The organism is Mycobacterium sp. (assembly GCF_036273375.1).
GTDB lineage: Bacteria > Actinomycetota > Actinomycetes > Mycobacteriales > Mycobacteriaceae > Mycobacterium.
Genome location: NZ_DASUHS010000092.1, coordinates 1 through 15,874, shown reverse-complemented (window position 1 = coordinate 15,874; position 15,874 = coordinate 1). Strand labels below are relative to the sequence as shown.

19 protein-coding genes and 1 riboswitch are annotated in these 15,874 nt (G+C 69.4%); of the genes, 4 read left to right on the top strand and 15 right to left on the bottom strand.

Annotated features, from left to right (window positions below; all coding sequences use genetic code 11):
• Positions 1–9 precede the first annotated feature (9 nt).
• From dapF to VFW69_RS08190, 4 genes are all read right to left on the bottom strand, one after another.
• On the bottom strand, positions 10–882 hold the full coding sequence (gene dapF / locus VFW69_RS08205) for a diaminopimelate epimerase (protein ID WP_526499993.1): 873 nt from the start codon (positions 880–882) through the stop codon (positions 10–12).
• Between the two features lie 4 nt (positions 883–886).
• Entirely contained in the window at positions 887–1,846 is a 960-nt protein-coding gene (miaA, locus tag VFW69_RS08200; protein ID WP_526500144.1) for a tRNA (adenosine(37)-N6)-dimethylallyltransferase MiaA, read from the bottom strand.
• A gap of 8 nt (positions 1,847–1,854) precedes the next feature.
• Positions 1,855–2,547: a class III extradiol ring-cleavage dioxygenase family protein gene (locus VFW69_RS08195; RefSeq protein ID WP_526499991.1), complete on the bottom strand. Its 693-nt coding sequence runs from the start codon at positions 2,545–2,547 to the stop codon at positions 1,855–1,857.
• Between the two features lie 75 nt (positions 2,548–2,622).
• Entirely contained in the window at positions 2,623–3,600 is a 978-nt protein-coding gene (locus VFW69_RS08190) for a DMT family transporter (protein WP_526499989.1), read from the bottom strand.
• A gap of 614 nt (positions 3,601–4,214) precedes the next feature.
• Here VFW69_RS08190 and VFW69_RS08185 point away from each other — a divergent pair.
• The gene (locus VFW69_RS08185; protein WP_526499987.1) at positions 4,215–5,543 is read left to right on the top strand and encodes a DUF349 domain-containing protein; all 1,329 of its coding nucleotides are present in this window, start codon (positions 4,215–4,217) and stop codon (positions 5,541–5,543) included.
• 6 nt (positions 5,544–5,549) lie between these two features.
• Here the strand turns inward: VFW69_RS08185 and VFW69_RS08180 are convergent, their stop codons facing one another.
• The 4 genes from VFW69_RS08180 to recA form a co-directional block, all read right to left on the bottom strand.
• Entirely contained in the window at positions 5,550–6,170 is a 621-nt protein-coding gene (locus VFW69_RS08180) for an Rv2732c family membrane protein (protein ID WP_526500142.1), read from the bottom strand.
• An 8-nt stretch (positions 6,171–6,178) separates the two neighbouring features.
• Positions 6,179–7,711 carry a tRNA (N6-isopentenyl adenosine(37)-C2)-methylthiotransferase MiaB gene (gene miaB / locus VFW69_RS08175; RefSeq protein ID WP_526500140.1) on the bottom strand — a complete coding sequence of 511 codons (1,533 nt, stop codon included), beginning with the start codon at positions 7,709–7,711 and terminating at the stop codon, positions 6,179–6,181.
• A 61-nt stretch (positions 7,712–7,772) separates the two neighbouring features.
• Positions 7,773–8,294, bottom strand: coding sequence for a recombination regulator RecX (gene recX, locus VFW69_RS08170; RefSeq protein WP_526499985.1), 522 nt, complete (start codon positions 8,292–8,294; stop codon positions 7,773–7,775).
• Positions 8,260–9,300, bottom strand: coding sequence for a recombinase RecA (recA, locus tag VFW69_RS08165; protein ID WP_526499983.1), 1,041 nt, complete (start codon positions 9,298–9,300; stop codon positions 8,260–8,262). The genes recX and recA overlap by 35 nt, the downstream gene beginning before the upstream one ends.
• 165 nt (positions 9,301–9,465) lie before the next feature.
• Positions 9,466–9,610: riboswitch (cobalamin riboswitch) on the top strand.
• 54 nt (positions 9,611–9,664) lie between these two features.
• Between recA and VFW69_RS08160 the strand changes: the two genes are divergently transcribed.
• A complete protein-coding gene (locus VFW69_RS08160; RefSeq protein WP_526499981.1) occupies positions 9,665–10,330 on the top strand; it encodes a (2Fe-2S)-binding protein in 666 nt (221 codons plus the stop codon).
• A gap of 58 nt (positions 10,331–10,388) precedes the next feature.
• Entirely contained in the window at positions 10,389–11,015 is a 627-nt protein-coding gene (locus VFW69_RS08155; protein WP_526499979.1) for a flavodoxin family protein, read from the top strand.
• 10 nt (positions 11,016–11,025) lie between these two features.
• Here VFW69_RS08155 and VFW69_RS08150 read toward each other — a convergent pair whose 3' ends face one another.
• The 3 genes from VFW69_RS08150 to VFW69_RS08140 are packed head-to-tail and all read right to left on the bottom strand — an operon-like array spanning position 11,026 to position 12,755.
• Entirely contained in the window at positions 11,026–11,220 is a 195-nt protein-coding gene (locus tag VFW69_RS08150; RefSeq protein ID WP_526499977.1) for a DUF3046 domain-containing protein, read from the bottom strand.
• Positions 11,221–11,268: 48 nt separating this feature from the next.
• Positions 11,269–11,541 carry a hypothetical protein gene (locus VFW69_RS08145; protein ID WP_526499975.1) on the bottom strand — a complete coding sequence of 91 codons (273 nt, stop codon included), beginning with the start codon at positions 11,539–11,541 and terminating at the stop codon, positions 11,269–11,271.
• 47 nt (positions 11,542–11,588) lie between these two features.
• Positions 11,589–12,755 (bottom strand): glycosyltransferase, encoded by a 1,167-nt coding sequence (locus VFW69_RS08140; RefSeq protein WP_526499973.1) that lies wholly within the window; start codon positions 12,753–12,755, stop codon positions 11,589–11,591.
• A 50-nt stretch (positions 12,756–12,805) separates the two neighbouring features.
• Between VFW69_RS08140 and VFW69_RS08135 the strand changes: the two genes are divergently transcribed.
• Positions 12,806–13,237, top strand: coding sequence for a limonene-1,2-epoxide hydrolase family protein (locus VFW69_RS08135; protein ID WP_526499971.1), 432 nt, complete (start codon positions 12,806–12,808; stop codon positions 13,235–13,237).
• Positions 13,238–13,285: 48 nt separating this feature from the next.
• Here VFW69_RS08135 and pspM read toward each other — a convergent pair whose 3' ends face one another.
• From pspM to VFW69_RS08115, 4 genes are all read right to left on the bottom strand, one after another.
• Complete coding sequence (pspM, locus tag VFW69_RS08130) at positions 13,286–14,089, bottom strand: phage shock envelope stress response protein PspM (RefSeq protein ID WP_526499969.1); 804 nt, start codon at positions 14,087–14,089, stop codon at positions 13,286–13,288.
• A 10-nt stretch (positions 14,090–14,099) separates the two neighbouring features.
• Positions 14,100–14,927 (bottom strand): phage shock protein PspA, encoded by an 828-nt coding sequence (gene pspA / locus VFW69_RS08125; protein ID WP_526499967.1) that lies wholly within the window; start codon positions 14,925–14,927, stop codon positions 14,100–14,102.
• 134 nt (positions 14,928–15,061) lie between these two features.
• Positions 15,062–15,388 carry a transcriptional regulator ClgR gene (clgR, locus tag VFW69_RS08120; RefSeq protein ID WP_067350162.1) on the bottom strand — a complete coding sequence of 109 codons (327 nt, stop codon included), beginning with the start codon at positions 15,386–15,388 and terminating at the stop codon, positions 15,062–15,064.
• A 115-nt stretch (positions 15,389–15,503) separates the two neighbouring features.
• The coding region (locus tag VFW69_RS08115) for a CDP-alcohol phosphatidyltransferase family protein (protein WP_526499965.1) at positions 15,504–15,874 on the bottom strand (371 nt) is incomplete at its 5' end.

Sequence of the window (15,874 nt, the reverse complement as noted above, 5' to 3'; positions counted from 1 at the left end):
GCACCTGATTTAACGCTGCTGTTCGCGCCACCATTCCTCGCTGAGTTCTCCTTGGGCTACCAGTATGGACGGTCCTCGCAGGAAGCTGGTGGCATCGGTGATGGTGACGACGACCTCGCCGCCGGGCACGAGAACGGTCAGTGTGCCGGTGGCCGCACCGGCACCGGCCAGCGCGGCGACCGCGGCCGCGACCGTTCCGGTGCCGCACGAGCGCGTTTCGCCCACCCCCCGCTCATGCACGCGCATGTGCACCGTCCCATCGGCCGGTGCGGTGAGGATCTCGACATTCACCCCGTCGGGGAATTGGGCGGGATCGAAGCTCACCGGCGCGGCCACGTCCAACGCCGCCAGCGCCTCGCGCGTCAGGTGTGGGTCCACGCAGGCCAGGTGAGGATTGCCCACATCGACCGCCAGACCCCAGAACCGCCGGCCACCCACGACCGCTTCGCCCGGGCCCACTGTGTTGGCCTTGCCCATGTCGACGCTGATATCGGCGGTGGTCGCATCGACGCGATGCACCGCGACCGGCCGCGGACCGGCCGGCGACCCGACCACGAATTCGTCGCGGGATTCCATGCCGCTGGCGCGCAGGTAGTGCGCGAAGACCCGCACGCCGTTGCCGCACATCTGGGCGACGGACCCGTCGGCGTTGCGGTAGTCCATGTACCAGTCACCGACGCCCACTCCGTCGGGCACCCGGTCGAGCAGGCCGGCAGACAGCGCCGCACCGGCGGTGGTGACGCGCAGCACCCCGTCGGCGCCCAGCCCGCGGCGCCGGTCGCAGAGCGCGGCCACCCGCGACTCGGTCAGGCTCAGCTCGGCCTGCGGGTCCGGCAGCACCACGAAGTCGTTCTGGGTGCCGTGGCCCTTCGCGAAATTCACCTGCTCAGGATACGTGGCGCCACGCCCGCACGGCGGCGTCGACGGCTGCGGCGCGCTGGGCCGGGGTCGCCGCGCCGACATCGAGCCACTGCACACGGTGATCCCGGCGAAACCAGGACCGCTGGCGCCGGACGTAGCGTCGGGTGCCGAAGAAGGTCTGCTCGCGCGCGTCCCGCAGTTGATCCGCGCTGGGGCCCGTCGGACCGCTCCCATCCAGCGCCGTCAGCACTTGGGCGTAGCCCAGTGCGCGCGAGGCGGTGACCCCGTCGCGCAAGCCCTTGTCCAGCAGCGCGACCACCTCGCCGACCAGGCCCCGGTCGAACATGGTGTCGGTGCGCCGGGCCAGCCGCTCGTCGAGAAGTGATGTATCGCAGTCCAGCCCGACGATCGCGGTGTCCCACCTGGGGGCGCCGATCTGCGGCGCAGAGGCGGAGAACGGCTGACCGGTCAGCTCGACCACTTCCAGGGCCCGCACCGTGCGGCGGGCATCGGTGGGCAGGATGGACGCGGCCGCGGCGGGATCGCGACGGGCCAGCTCGGCGCGCAGCTCGCCCAACCCGATCTCGGCGAGCCGCTGCTCCCAGCGCGCGCGCACCGCGGGATCGGTGGCGGGAAACGACCAATCGTCGAGCAGCGACTGGACGTAGAGCATGGAGCCGCCCACGATGATCGGCAGCGCACCCCGGGCCGCGATCGCTTCGACGTCGGCGGCGGCGGCGCCCTGATAGCGGGCGACCGTCGCGGTCTCGGTTACGTCGAGGACATCGAGCTGGTGATGCGGGATGCCGCGGCGGGCGTCGACGGGCAGCTTGGCGGTGCCGATGTCCATGCCGCGATAGAGCTGCATCGCGTCGGCGTTGACGATCTCCACGCGGACGCCCAGGCGTTCGACCCGTTCTGCAAAGTCGAGGGCCAACTGCGACTTGCCGGTGCCGGTTGGGCCGATGATCGCCAGGGGGCGCACGGCGGCCGTCACAACTGCCAGGCGCCGGCGAAGTAGCCCACCCCGTAGGGCGCTCCGCGGTACAGCTCCTTGGCCGATCGGGGTCCGGGCTCGGCCAGCCCGGCCAGCACCTGAAATGCGACCCGCCCCAGGATCTGGCGTGGCAGACGGCGCAGCGCGGCGATATCGCCGACGGCCAGGGCGTCGTCCAGCGCCTCTTGCGCGTCGGCGTTGTCCGGGTCGTATCCGCCGGGGGCGGCCGGTGTCAGCGTGTGCGCGCCGTCGGCGACGACCAGCACCCCGACCGGCTCGGCCAGCTGGTCGATCTCTGCGCGCAGATGTTTGCCGAGGCTCAGTGCGGCGTCGGCTTCGTGGTCGGTGCGGTAGATCCGGACCTGCGCGTTGGCCAGCGGCTGCGCCTGGCCGCGCACCCAGCCGGCCAGCAGCGCGCAGACCGGAAACGCAGCCGGCGGGGCGGCTTCGTCGGCGTGCGGGGAAAGCCGGACGCGTACGTCCACGCCGAAACCCGCGAAGGTGCCCACCGCGTCAGGACCCAGCACGCCATCGTCGGGCCCCGTCCCGATCGCCACCCAGCGGTCGGGCAGCAGGGCGGCCGCGGCAAGCGTCGCCGCGGCCAGGTCGGCCACCTCGGCGACGGCCGCTCCGGCGAGCTCGGGGACGAGGACCGGCGCCGACGGGACGATCGCAATCGCGCTCAGCACGCCACCAAACTAACGTGACCGCGCCCGCGGCCCGGCATCAGTTCGCGTTGCCCGGGACCGTCCGCGCGCTGGACGTCACCGCCCCGAGGTGTCCGCCACCACCAGCCGGCCGGTGAAGGGGCCGAGGTCATCGCCTTCGGCGGCACGGCGGCGCCGCGCTTTCCGCGGGGCATCACCCGAGCCACGTTCGGCCTGATCCAAGGTGGCGGCCTCGCCGCGGGCCAGTGCGATCGTCGAGATGATCACCACCGCCACCGCCCCGATCAGCACGAAGGCCTTCGGGCCGCTGGCGTTCAGCGTCTCGCCCAGCACCAGCACCCCAAGCAGGCCGGCGACCACCGGCTTGGCCACCGTCATCGTCGGCAACGACGCGGTCAGCGTGCCGGCGCGGAAAGCCGACTGCTGGAAGATCATCCCGGCCAGAGCCACCAACAGCCACGGCACGAACTCCCACGACGTCAGCACGCCCACCAGGCTGTGCTCGGACATCTCCACGATGCCCTTGGTCAGCACTGCGAACAGCGCCAGCGAGGAGCCCGCCACCACCGCGAGCAGCACAGCCGCCAACGGGCTGCCGGCCCGCAGTCGCGCGGCCACCACGCAGGCCACCAGCAGCGGTACCATGACCACGGCGACGATCATCCAGGTGTGCAGCGGCGCACGCTGATGGCCTGCTGCCGGGTCGCCGACGATGATGACCACCGCTAGGGCGGCGGCCAAGATGAGCGCCCACATCCACTCCCGTGGCTTCACCCGATGGTGGGCCAGACGCGCGTAGATGGGCAGGGCGAACAACAGGGCCGCTACCTGCAAAGAGGTCACCAGCACCACCGAGCCCCAGGCCAGGGCGGCGGCCTGCAGGCTGTAGTTGGTGATTGCGGCCAGGCCGCCCAGCCACCACCGGGTGTCCCGGAGCGACATGCGGAACAATTCCAGGTGGCCGACCTGCTTGTCGGTGATCTCGTGCGCGGAGCGCTGACGGATCACGTCGCCGACCGCCGATGCCAGCGCAGCGCACAAAGCAATCAACGCCGCTACATCAACTTTCGACATGACCGACCCCTCCGCCTCACGACCGTCCGACCCAGCTTTCCCCGTGGCGCAAGCAAATACACGCACAATTCGCGTTCAGTTCAACTACAAATCTATGACGTTCAACACGTTGCTAATAGCGCCGCAGGTAACCGTTCAACTAGTACTTCAGGAATCTATGTAACGCGTGGGGTAACTCTAAGAGAACCGCACAGGTTGCTGTGAGCGCCGGCTAAGCCCCCGCGCTGCCAGCCCTTCTCACGCCTCGCCCACCGCGCGCGACGGGATCACCGTCACAACATCGCCCTGATCCTCCGGCGAGGCGTCGGCAGGTTCATTGGATGCGGCCCTAAGACAACGCGCACGAGGGTTCGACGAACTCCGATGCGGTGACGCGGTAGCACGACGGCACTCGCCCGCCCGAACACCGCGACGCTGCCGTGCTGCCGTCGGGGCCGGTGGGAATCCCAAGGTGGCGGCGCGTGCCAGAGCAAGCTGCTTGAATACTGTTAAGCACCTGTTGGGAGAACCCGGCCACGGGCATCCGGCAGACGCAGGAAACGGTGCCGCTACGCGCGGCAGGCGCGCGGGACACGGACCGCGCGGAAGGGTTGCGAAAGGGTAGTGACGAGCGCATGACGGCTGACGAGCCTCGCGACGATTCAGCTCGGCCCGCGCCGCGTCCGGGACCACGTCCCGGTCCCCGGCCGACACCGCGGCCCACCACCGCTCACCCCCTGGTAATGCCGCCGCCCAGCAATCCGCACCAGTTCGGGCGCGTGGACGACGACGGCACGGTATGGCTGATCAGCTCCGCCGGCGAGCGCGTCGTCGGCTCCTGGCAGGCCGGCGATCGAGAGGCGGCGTTTTCCCACTTCGGCCGTCGCTTCGATGACCTGGCCACCGAGGTCACCCTGATGGAGGAGCGCCTGGTCTCCGGGACCGGTGACGCGCGCAAGATCAAGGCTCATGCGGCCGAGCTGACCGAGACGTTGCCGACGACGGCAGTGCTGGGCGATATCGACGCGCTGGCGGCCCGGTTGACCACCATCGCCGAACACGCCGAGGCGGCCATCGCCGCGGAGCGCTCCCGGCGCGAAGAGCATCGGGCCACCCAGACCGCCCGCAAGGAGGCGCTGGCCGCGGAGGCCGAGGAGTTGGCCGTCAACGCGACGCAGTGGAAGGCCGCGGGCGACCGGTTCCGCGCGATCCTCGACGAGTGGAAGACGATCAGCGGGGTGGACCGCAAGGTCGACGACGCGTTGTGGAAGCGCTACTCCGCGGCCCGGGAGACCTTCAACCGGCGGCGCGGATCGCATTTCGCCGAACTGGACCGGGAGCGCTCGGGGATCCGCCAGGCCAAGGAACACCTGTGCGAGCGGGCCGAAGCGCTGTCCGACTCGACCGACTGGACTGCGACCAGTGCCGAATTCCGCAAGCTGCTCACCGAGTGGAAGGCGGCCGGGCGGGCGAGCCGGGAGGTCGACGACGCCCTGTGGCGGCGTTTCAAGGCCGCCCAGGACGTGTTCTTCACCGCGCGCAACGCGGTGACGGCGGAAAAGGACGCGGAGTTCCGCGCCAATGCGACCGCCAAAGAGGCGTTGTTGGCCGAGGCGGAGAGGCTGGACACCAGCAACCACGACGCCGCCCGCGCGGCGCTGCGCACGATCACCGAGAAGTGGGACGCGATCGGCAAAGTCCCGCGCGAGCGGTCCGCCGAGTTGGAGCGGCGGCTGCGCGCGGTCGAGAAGAAGGTGCGCGACGCCGGCGACGCGGGCTGGTCTGACCCGCAGGCGCAGGCTCGGGCCGAGCAATTCCAGGCCCGCGCCGAGCAATACGAACAGCAGGCTCAGAAAGCCGCGGCGGCCGGACGGACCAAGGAGGCCGAAGAGGCCAAAGCCAACGCCGAGCAGTGGCGACAGTGGGCGCGGGCGGCCGTCGAGGCCCTGGCCCGCAAGCCCTAGCGGCGCTCAGACCCCTCTGGTGGTGCCGGGGTCGTCGCGGGTCTCCGAGGCTAAGGGCCCGGCCATGTTGTCCAGACCGTCCAGCAGGGTGATCGACTGCTGCGCCGCCGCGACGCGGCGCCGCTGATCCTCGGCGGCGAGCTGCACGATGGTGCGCGACCAGACCACGCGGGCCCAGTGGTAGATGAGCACGAGCACGGTGAGCCAGGCGACGATCAGGCCCCAGCCCGGCCCCGGGTGCCCCGCGGAAACGGTCTGACGCGACCAGATCGCCAGCATGCCCGCGGCGCCCGCAATGGCCGTGCCGGCCAACGCAACCCAGGCCAGCGCCCAGCGCCGCGTCACCAGCGCCAGCATCGAGAAGCCCACCCCGAACACCAGTGCCAGCCAGGCGAACACCCGCGACGGCAGGGCGACGGCGGCCGCGCCGGCGTGGTGGCTACCGAACAGCACGTCCCAACCGCGCACGTCACCGGTGTGCGGCAGGATGAAGGACGCTAGCAGCACGAACACCAGGATGGACACGAAGAAGGCCCGTGGGCCGGGGTCGATTCCGCGTGCCACCCGGCGTTCGGCGGCCTCGATCTCGGTCCGCAGGGCGCCGAACTGTATGTCGTCGTTGTTCATCTCTTTTTTCACAGCACACATCCAAGGGATTCGGGCGGGCCGACGGGCGGCCCGACGGCGGGCATGCCGAGGCCGATGCCGCGCGGACGCTGCCCGGCGGCCTGCGCATCGCCCGCTCGGGTGCGACGATGCGTGACGATCCCCGCGTCAGCGATGAGGTGATGAGGTGCGGCCTCGGTGACCACCGTGGTGATGAGGTCCCCGGGGCGCACCGGGGTGTCGGCGGGTGTATCGACGGCGAAGTGCACCAACCGGCCGTCGCGGGCCCGCCCGGTCATCCGCGCGGTGCGGCTGTCCTTGCGTCCTTCGCCCGTGGCGACCAGCAGTTCGACGGTCTGCCCGATGAGGGCCTGGTTACCCTCCAGCGAGATCGCCTCCTGCAGTTCGATCAGTCGGTCATAGCGTTCCTGCACAACGGCTTTCGGTATCTGCCCGTCGAGGTCGGCGGCCGGGGTGCCGGGGCGCTTGGAGTACTGGAAGGTGAACGCGGCCGAGAACCGGGCCCGGCGCACCACGTCGAGCGTGGCGGCGAAGTCCTCTTCGGTCTCTCCGGGAAAACCGACGATCAGGTCGGTGGTGATGGCGGCGTGCGGCATGGCGGCCCGGACGCGGTCGATGATGCCGAGGTAGCGCTCGGCGCGGTAAGACCGTCGCATCGCGCGCAGCACCCGGTCGGATCCGGACTGCAGCGGCATGTGCAGGGCGGGGCAGACATTCGGCGTCTGCGCCATGGCCTCGATGACGTCGTCGGTGAATTCGGCCGGATGCGGCGAGGTGAACCGCACCCGTTCCAGCCCGTCGATGTCGCCGCAGGCCCGCAGCAGGCGGGCGAAGGCTCCGCGGTCGCGGGGTAGGGCCGGGTCGGCGAAGGACACCCCATAGGCGTTGACGTTCTGGCCCAGCAGCGTGACCTCGAGCACGCCGTCGTCGACCAGCGAGGTGACCTCGGCCAGGATGTCGTCCGGACTGCGGTCAACCTCTTTGCCCCGCAACGACGGGACGATGCAGAACGTGCAACTGTTGTTGCACCCGACTGAGATGGAAACCCAAGCGGCATAAGCGGATTCGCGTGCGCTGGGCAGTGACGACGGGAACTCCCGCAGCGCCTCGGCGATTTCCACCTGGGCGACCTTGTTGTGCCGGGCGCGCTCCAGCAGTGTGGGCAGCGACCCGATGTTGTGGGTGCCGAAGATGACGTCCACCCAGGGTGCCTTGCGCAGCAACGCGTCCCGGTCTTTTTGGGCCAGGCAGCCGCCGACGGCGATCTGCATCTCGGGATTGCCGCGCTTGCGCGGAGCTAGGTGGCTGAGGTTGCCGTAGAGCTTGTTGTCTGCGTTCTCCCGGACGGCGCAGGTGTTGAACACCACCACGTCGGCGTCGACGCCCGCGGCGGCCCGCTGATACCCGGCCGCTTCCAGCAGACCCGCCAACCGCTCCGAGTCGTGCACGTTCATCTGGCAGCCGTAGGTGCGGACTTGGTAGGTACGCGCGGACACGGCGTGGGCCGCCGCGTCTGCGGGCCCGGCGTCGCGCGCCACCATCGAAGTCACGGGGCCATGGTACGGCGACGGGTCGGCGCACGGGAAACCGCACGTCAAGGGCCTAGACCCGGCGGCGCTCCCGCTCGGCGGCCAACTCGGCGAAAACGACCTCGCACGCCAAGTTCTGGCCGTAACCACGGCGCGCCAGCATTCCCACCAGCCTGCGAGTCACCCGCGCGTCGTCGCCGTTCAGGGTCTCCCGGCGCAGCTTGGACCGGACCAACTGCTCGGCCCGGTCCCGTTCGGCGCCGGCGTCGATCCCGGCCAGCGCCGAGGTGATCACGTCGTTGTCGACACCCTTGGTGTGCAGCTCGGCGGCCAAGGCACGCTTGCTTTTCCCGGCGTTCGCCCGGCGGGACTGCACCCACTGCTGGGCGAAGTCGGCGTCGTCGATCAAGCCGACGGAGGCCAACCGGTCGAGTACCCGCTCACTGACGTCGTCGGGATAGCCGCGTTTGGCCAGCTGGCCGTGGAGCTCGGCCCGGGTACGCGCTCTCGCGGTGAGCAGGCGCAGGCACAGCGCCCGCGCCTGCTCTTCGCGGGAGGGCTCAGAAATCGACGGGGGCGGGCAGGACGTCGTCATCGGTCATGACCGCGCCAATACCGAGCTTTTCCTTGATCTTCTTCTCGATCTCGTTGGCGACTTCGTCGTTTTCCATCAAGAAGGTGCGGGCGTTCTCCTTGCCCTGGCCGAGCTGCTCACCTTCATAGGTGAACCAGGAACCGGACTTGCGAATGAAGCCCTGCTCCACACCCATGTCGATCAGCGAGCCCTGCCGGCTGATCCCCTGGCCGTAGAGGATGTCGAACTCGGCCTGCTTGAAGGGCGGCGCCACCTTGTTCTTGACGATCTTGACCCGGGTCCGGTTACCGACTGCGTTGGTGCCGTCCTTGAGCGTCTCGATCCGGCGCACGTCCATGCGCACCGACGCGTAGAACTTCAAAGCCTTTCCACCCGTTGTGGTTTCGGGGCTGCCGAACATCACCCCGATCTTCTCGCGCAGCTGATTGATGAAGATCGCGGTGGTGCCCGAATTATTCAGCGCGCCAGTCATTTTCCGCAGGGCCTGGCTCATCAGCCGGGCCTGCAGTCCGACGTGGCTGTCGCCCATCTCGCCTTCGAGCTCGGCGCGTGGCACCAGCGCGGCCACCGAGTCGATGACCAGGATGTCCAGGGCGCCGGAGCGGATCAGCATGTCGGCGATCTCGAGGGCCTGCTCCCCCGTGTCAGGCTGGCTGACCAGCAGGGAGTCGGTGTCCACGCCGAGCTTCTTGGCGTACTCCGGGTCCAGGGCGTGCTCTGCGTCGATGAAGGCGGCGACGCCGCCGGCGGCCTGGGCGTTGGCCACCGCGTGCAGGGCGACGGTGGTCTTACCCGAGGATTCCGGGCCGTAGATCTCCACGACCCGGCCGCGGGGCAGCCCGCCGATGCCCAGGGCCACGTCCAGTGCGATGGATCCGGTCGGGATGATCGAGATCGGCTGACGCGTCTCGTCGCCCAGACGCATCACTGAGCCTTTGCCGTAGCTCTTTTCGATCTGGGCCATCGCCAGTTCGAGAGCCTTCTCGCGGTCGGGGGCTTGCGCCATGGTGCCTCTCCTATAGTCGGTGTTCGTCTGACCGGTATCGGTCGGTTGTCGGTGACACTAGAGAAGGCCACCGACAAGTTGACTGGCCGAACATTCACCACAGTAGCCGAACAGGTGTTCGATTCAAGTTCGACACGCCGCGCGCCACCTCTGTGGCAGCATCGGCTACCGAAAGGCGTCGATGGGGCTTCCCTTCACCGGGCGAGCCTGAGGAAACCGGTGCGAATCCGATGCGGTCCAGCCCCTGTGATCTCCGCTGGGCATGTCCCATCCGAGAGAGCCAGATATTTTCCGTCGGCGCTTGCTTCATGAGAGGGGCTCACGACAACTGGGGCGGATTTTCCCAAGAGGCGGTCGCGAAACAATGGACATCTCCACCGAGCTAGCCGAAATAGCTTCCTACGGTGGCTTTTTCGCGCTAGCCGTGGGTGGTGACGCGATGGGATGGCGTCCGGTCGGACGGTCCTACACCGACGGCTGCGCCGACCTGATCGACGCCACCGTCCGGCGCTACCGCACGAACGACCTGCGGATCGGCGCCTCGCTGGTTCACCTCGGCCACGCCACCCGGCTGTGGTCACCGATGCTCGCGTGCGCAATCGGTCACGGCGTACTGCCCGACCTTCAAGACCTGCAACGCGCCGATGGCGGCCCACAACTACGGCTGCCCCAACCCGTCGGAGAACCCGTCACCTCGCCAGTACCCGAGGTGCTGTATCGCATCGTGGTGACCGAACACATGCGGCCGCTCGCCGCCGCCCTACCGGTCAAGCTGGCACCCGCCCTGCTCGCGGGCAACGTCGCCTCCGCGCTGGTCGGAGCCGCGCAGGCGCTGCTTTCGGCGCGCCCAGACCTGCAGCCGGCGATTGTGCAGACGACCCGGTTGCTGCTGGACACCGGCGTGATGGCCGGATCAGGTGTCCTCAGCGGCCCGCAGCTGGCCTTCAGGCGTCGCAGCTGCTGTCTTTTCTATCGTCTGCCCGGGGGCACTTTATGTGGCGACTGCGGACTGCACCGGACGCGGCGGTAGGGCCGAGCGGACGAAGCGGGCGTCGTTTGGTGTCGTCGTGTCAGGGTATCTGGCCAGCATGTCCTCAGCCACAACGCAATCCGTACGCGCCATCGCCTTGGTCTGCTCATTGAAGAAGAGTCCGGCGCAGTCCAGCAGCGAGCTGCTCGCCGACCAGTTGCTCGATCAGCTGCGAAGCGCGGGCGTCGAGGGTGAGAAGGTGCGGTGCGTCGACCTGAACCTGCTGCCGGGTGTTGAAGCCGACATGGGGCCCGGTGATGAGTGGCCGGCGCTGTTGAACAAAATCAAGGCGGCCGACATCGTCGTTGTGTCGACGCCCACCTGGGTCGGTCACATGTCCAGCGTGGCGCAGCGCGTCCTGGAGCGCCTCGACGCCGAGCTGTCCGACACGGACGACGCGGGAAGGCCGCGGATGGTGGGCAGGGTGGCCCTGGCCGCGGTCGTGGGCAACGAGGACGGCGCGCACAAGATCGTCGCCGATCTGTTTCAGGCGCTCAATGACATTGGATTCTCGATCGCCGCGCAGGGATGTACCTATTGGAACGGCGAGGCCATGCAGGGCACGGACTACACCGACCTCGACGACGTGCCGGATGCTGTCGCATCCGCTACCAGCAACGCGGTCCGCAATGCCGTACACCTGGCCACGGTGTTGCGGCAGAACACGTACCCGGCATACGAGTAGTGCGTTGCGCTCACCACTGTTCCCGGGGCACGTCGAAGTCCACGCACAACGCCCGCCAGACATCGCGGGGCTCGATTCCCGCCTCGATGGCTTGAGCAGCCGTGCGTCCGTCGAAGCGGGTCAGCACGTGATCCACCAGGACCGAGGACCCGTAGGTGGTGCCAAAGCGCAGGACCACCCGCTCGTGAAACTCCGTTAGCCGCACGCCAGTCAACATACCCAGCCCGCGTGCATCAGACACCGCCGAAGCCCGCTACCTCCAGCTGGCCGGCAGGTCGATGATGTGGTTGGGGCAGTCCTCCTGCACCGCAATCGACATCACGTCACGCGCGCGTTGGGCCGACATGGTGGCGCGCAACTGCATGAAGGCGTATTCGGCCGGCGCGAGTCCCTGTTGGGCGGCGACCGGATCGTCCATCAACTGGCATGCCTGCTGTTCCTCGGGGCTGTCGGCGTTCGCGACGGCCGCGCCGGCCAGCGCCCCCGCCAGCAGGGCGCCGGCGGCGATTGTCGTGATGAGCCTCATCGAGTGCCTCCCGCGAAAGCATAAGTCGGCCGGCACGGCGCAGCGGATCATCCGGCCACCGCGAGCGCGTCGCGGCACACCCGGACCGGATCGGCGACGTCGGCGATGCCGGCGGCGGCCGTCTGCGCCGCCGCCCGGTAGCGGGGCGACGACAGCACCTCGTCGACGGCGGTCACCAGCGCGTCGGCGGTCAGCGGGCGGATCAGCCGCGCGCTGCCCTGGCGCAGCACCCTGTTGGCGATCTCCCACTGGTCGCCACCGCCGGGCACCACCACCAGCGGCACGCCGGCCAGCAGCGTCTTGGCCACCATGCCGTGTCCGCCGCCGCAGATCACCAGGTCGGCATGCGCCAACAACTCGTCCTGACGTCCCAGCCCGACCGTCGCCCACGGCGGCACCGTCAGTTCCGGTCCGTCCAGCCGCGACACCAACAGGCGCGATCCCGCCGGCAGGGTCTCCCCCGGCGTCAAACATGCCAACGCGACCTCGGCGAGGCCCTCGGTCCCGATCACGGCCGTCGACGGCGCAATGACCACCACCGGTCCCGAGCCGGCCGGGACCTCGAGGATCCGGTCGGTCGGCTCGAAGTGCAACGGCCCGACGACGACGGCCTCGGCGGGCCAGTCGGGGCGGGGAACTTCCAGCGCGGGCAGCGTCGCGATCAGTCGCCGCAGCGGCCCGGGATCGCGCGCCGGCAGTCCGATCTCGACGCGCGAGTCCGCGCGCTGATGCAGGCCCGTGCGCACGGATCGCGCCGTCAGCGCGCGCATCGTGGCGTCGCGCAGCCGACCCCGGATGCCGGTGCCCGGTGCCAGCCCACTGCCTAGCGGCGGCAGTCCTTTCGACGGCAGGTACAGCGGATGCGGGTTGAGTTCGATCCACGGGATGCCCAGCAGTTCGGCGGCCATGCCGCCGCCGGCGGTGATGACGTCCGACACCACCAGGTCGGGCGCCAGTTCGCGCAGCGCGGGCACGTTGAGCACGGCCATCCGCGCGGCGCGACGGTGGATTCTGGCCCCGGCGTCGATGTCGTCGTCGGTGGCCGCCAGCCCGTCCAGCGCGACGGCGTCGATGCCGGCACCCCGGGCGGTGTCGAGCCATTCGGCGCCGGTGAACAACGTGGGCTCATCGCCGGCCTCGGCGAAGCGCCGGCACAGCGCAATGGCCGGGAACGAATGCCCGGGATCGGGCCCGGCGACCACGGCGACACGCATCGTGCTCACCCTGCCACAGCGCCCGATTGCCACGCGCCTACGCTGGCAAGATGACCGAGCTAACTGGCACAACCGTTGCGAACACCCGTACGGTCGAAGGATTCCTGTACGCCCTGCAGGACGCGGATTACGCCGCCGCCGAGGCCGCCCTGGCCGACGATCTCGTCTACGAAAACGTCGGCCTGCCCACCATCCACGGCCGGGCCAGGGCCATGAAGCTGTTTCGCCAGATGGAGGGCCGCGCCGCCTTCGAGGTGAAGATCCATCGCATCGCGGCCGACGGCGGCGCGGTGCTCACCGAACGCACCGACGCGCTGATCTTCGGACCGCTGCGCCTGCAGTTCTGGGTGTGCGGCGTGTTCGAGGTCGATAACGGGCGAATCACATTGTGGCGGGACTACTTCGACTTCTTCGACATGCTCAAGGCGACCGCGCGGGGTCTGGCGGCGCTGCTGCTGCCGTCGCTCAAAGCGACCTTCTAGCAATGTGATCCGCGGGAGACGCGGTGAGCCGGGCGAAAGGCCCGACGCCTAGCCCGTCCCGCGCAAGCCGCCGAGCTCGTCGAACGCCTGCGCCCAACCGACCAGGCGATCCGTCGCACCGGCCAACTCGGCGCGATACTGCTGCGACGCGGCGGATCCGTCGCCGTTCGCCGAGGACACCAATTGCGCTGCCGCGGTGACCATTTCGTTGTATTGGCGGACGCCGGCGCTGAGCTGTGCGGTGAACGCGTTGATGGTGGGCACCAGATACGACCGTGATTCCTCGCTGGCCTGCGCCGCCCGCTCCATCGACACCACCTGCGCGGCGGTGGACGCCATGGCCGCCGAGGTCCTGGTGGCCGCCGCGGTCAGGTCGCGGATCTCGGCGACCGGCAACATCGCGCCCCGCTCCATCACGGCCACCAACGACGAAAATCCGCGCTCCGACGCACCCAGCGCGTACATCGCCGGGCGCGCCGCCGAACCCGGCGGCGGCAGCCGGCGCACCCCGGCGGTCCGGGGTGTCGGCAACGGCTCGGACCGCAGCCAGCGATAGCGAAGCAGCAACAGCGTCGCCGGGATGGCCATCAAAACCGCGACGCCTCCTGTGACTTCCAGCAGCAATGCGAACCATCCCCAGGCCGCGAGCAGCATCGTCACCGCCGCCCAGAACACACACCCGGCGCTGAAGATCAGGCCCCACCGAAGCGCGCGGCGCCGGCGACGCAGCTGGCGTGCGCGCGGATCCGCGACGGCGCTGATCCTGCGGGCCACCACGTCGGAAAGGTCGGCCGCGGTGGCCAGCCCGCGGTGCAGCAGCGCGCGCCAGGGCTGTGTCGCTTTCACCGCCACGACACTCCGACTACTGGCCAAGCGGCTTCTCGGTGACCGAGCCGCCTGCACTTTCCGCGGGCGCAGGGGTGGCGGGCGTGCTCCCCCCGGCCGGTGTCCCGCCGGCCGGCAGGGCCTCACCACGCATCGAGGCGCGAATCTGCTCCAGCCGGGAATGGCCGGCCATCTGGACGCCGGCCTGTTCGACCTCGAGCATCCGGCCCTGCACCGAACCCTGCGCGAGCTCGGCGGCTCCGATCGCGTTGGCATACCGCCGCTCGATCTTGTCGCGCACCTCGTCGAGGCTGGGGACGTTGCCGGGGGCGGCGAGATCGCTCATCGACTGCAGCGAAGCGCTCACCTGCTCCTGCATCTTGGCCTGCTCGAGCTGGCTGAGCAGCTTGGTGCGCTCGGCGATCTTCTGCTGCAGCACCATGGAGTTCTGCTCGACGGCCTTCTTGGCCTGTGCCGCCGCGTTCAGCGCCTGGTCGTGCAGTGTTTTGAGGTCTTCGACGCTTTGCTCGCCAGTGACCAGCTGGGCGGCGAACGCCTCGGCGGCGTTGTTGTACTCGGTGGCCTTGGCGGCGTCACCGGCCGCGGTGGCCTGGTCGGCCAGCGTCAACGCCTGGCGCACGTTGACCTGCAGCTTTTCGATGTCCGCCAGCTGACGGTTGAGCCGCATCTCCAGTTGGCGCTGATTGCCTATGACCTGCGCGGCCTGCTGGGTAAGCGCCTGATGCGTGCGTTGCGCTTCCTCGATGGCCTGCTGGATCTGCACTTTGGGGTCTGCGTGCTCGTCGATCTTGGCGTTGAACAGTGCCGCGAGGTACTTCCACGCCTTGACGAACGGATTGGCCATGAGTTAGCTCCACCTTCGCTTCTTGAGGATCCGGATCGTCCCCGGATGGGTCTGAACGGGCTCTGCGCCTGTCGCTCAATTTAACGGGTCGGCGCCGATCGCCCCACCCCTTAGGCGGGATCGGTCTCCGGCGCTCAGGCCAGCGCCAACGACGCCACCGGCGGGATGACGACCTTGATGCTGGTGCTGGCAGCCCCGTCCGCGGGCGCGCCGACGGCCGCCCGCTCCTCGCTGGCCATGCGCTCGCCGGCGTGGGTGAGAACCGACGACAACGGGACGTCCAGCGCGTCGCAGATCGCGTTCAGCAGCTCGCTGGACGGCTCCTTGCGGCCGCGCTCCACCTCGGACAGGTATCCGAGGCTCACCCGCGCCGAATCGGACACCTCGCGCAGCGTCCTGCCCTGTGTCGTGCGGGCCTCGCGCAGCACGTCGCCGATGACCTCGCGCACCAATGGCGGCATCCCGCCCTCCTTCGTCCAGTCGGCCCTGCGCGGCACGTACTCAGCTTGCCTCCGGCAGGTGCTCACTAGGTGAACGCCGACGGCGGTGGTCTGGTTCCCGATTGGTGCGCCGGAATCAGCCGGGCGTGCGGCGCATTTCCCGGACGGTCGAGACGACGTAGTCGATACCCGTGATAACGGTCAGCACGATCGCCGCACCCATCACGACCGCCGCGGCCACCCGGAACGGCCCCGCCAGGGGCAGGACGAACAATCCGATGGCCAACACCTGCACGACGGTCTTGAGTTTGCCGCCCCAGCTTGCCGGAATGACGCCGCGCCGAATGACGGCCAGCCGCAGCACGGTGACCCCGAATTCGCGGGCCAGGATCAGCACCGTGACCCACCACGGCAGTTCACCGAGCATCGAGAGCCCGATCAGCGCCGACCCCACCAGCGTCTTGTCCGCGATCGGATCGACGAACGCGCCGAATTCGGTCGCCATGC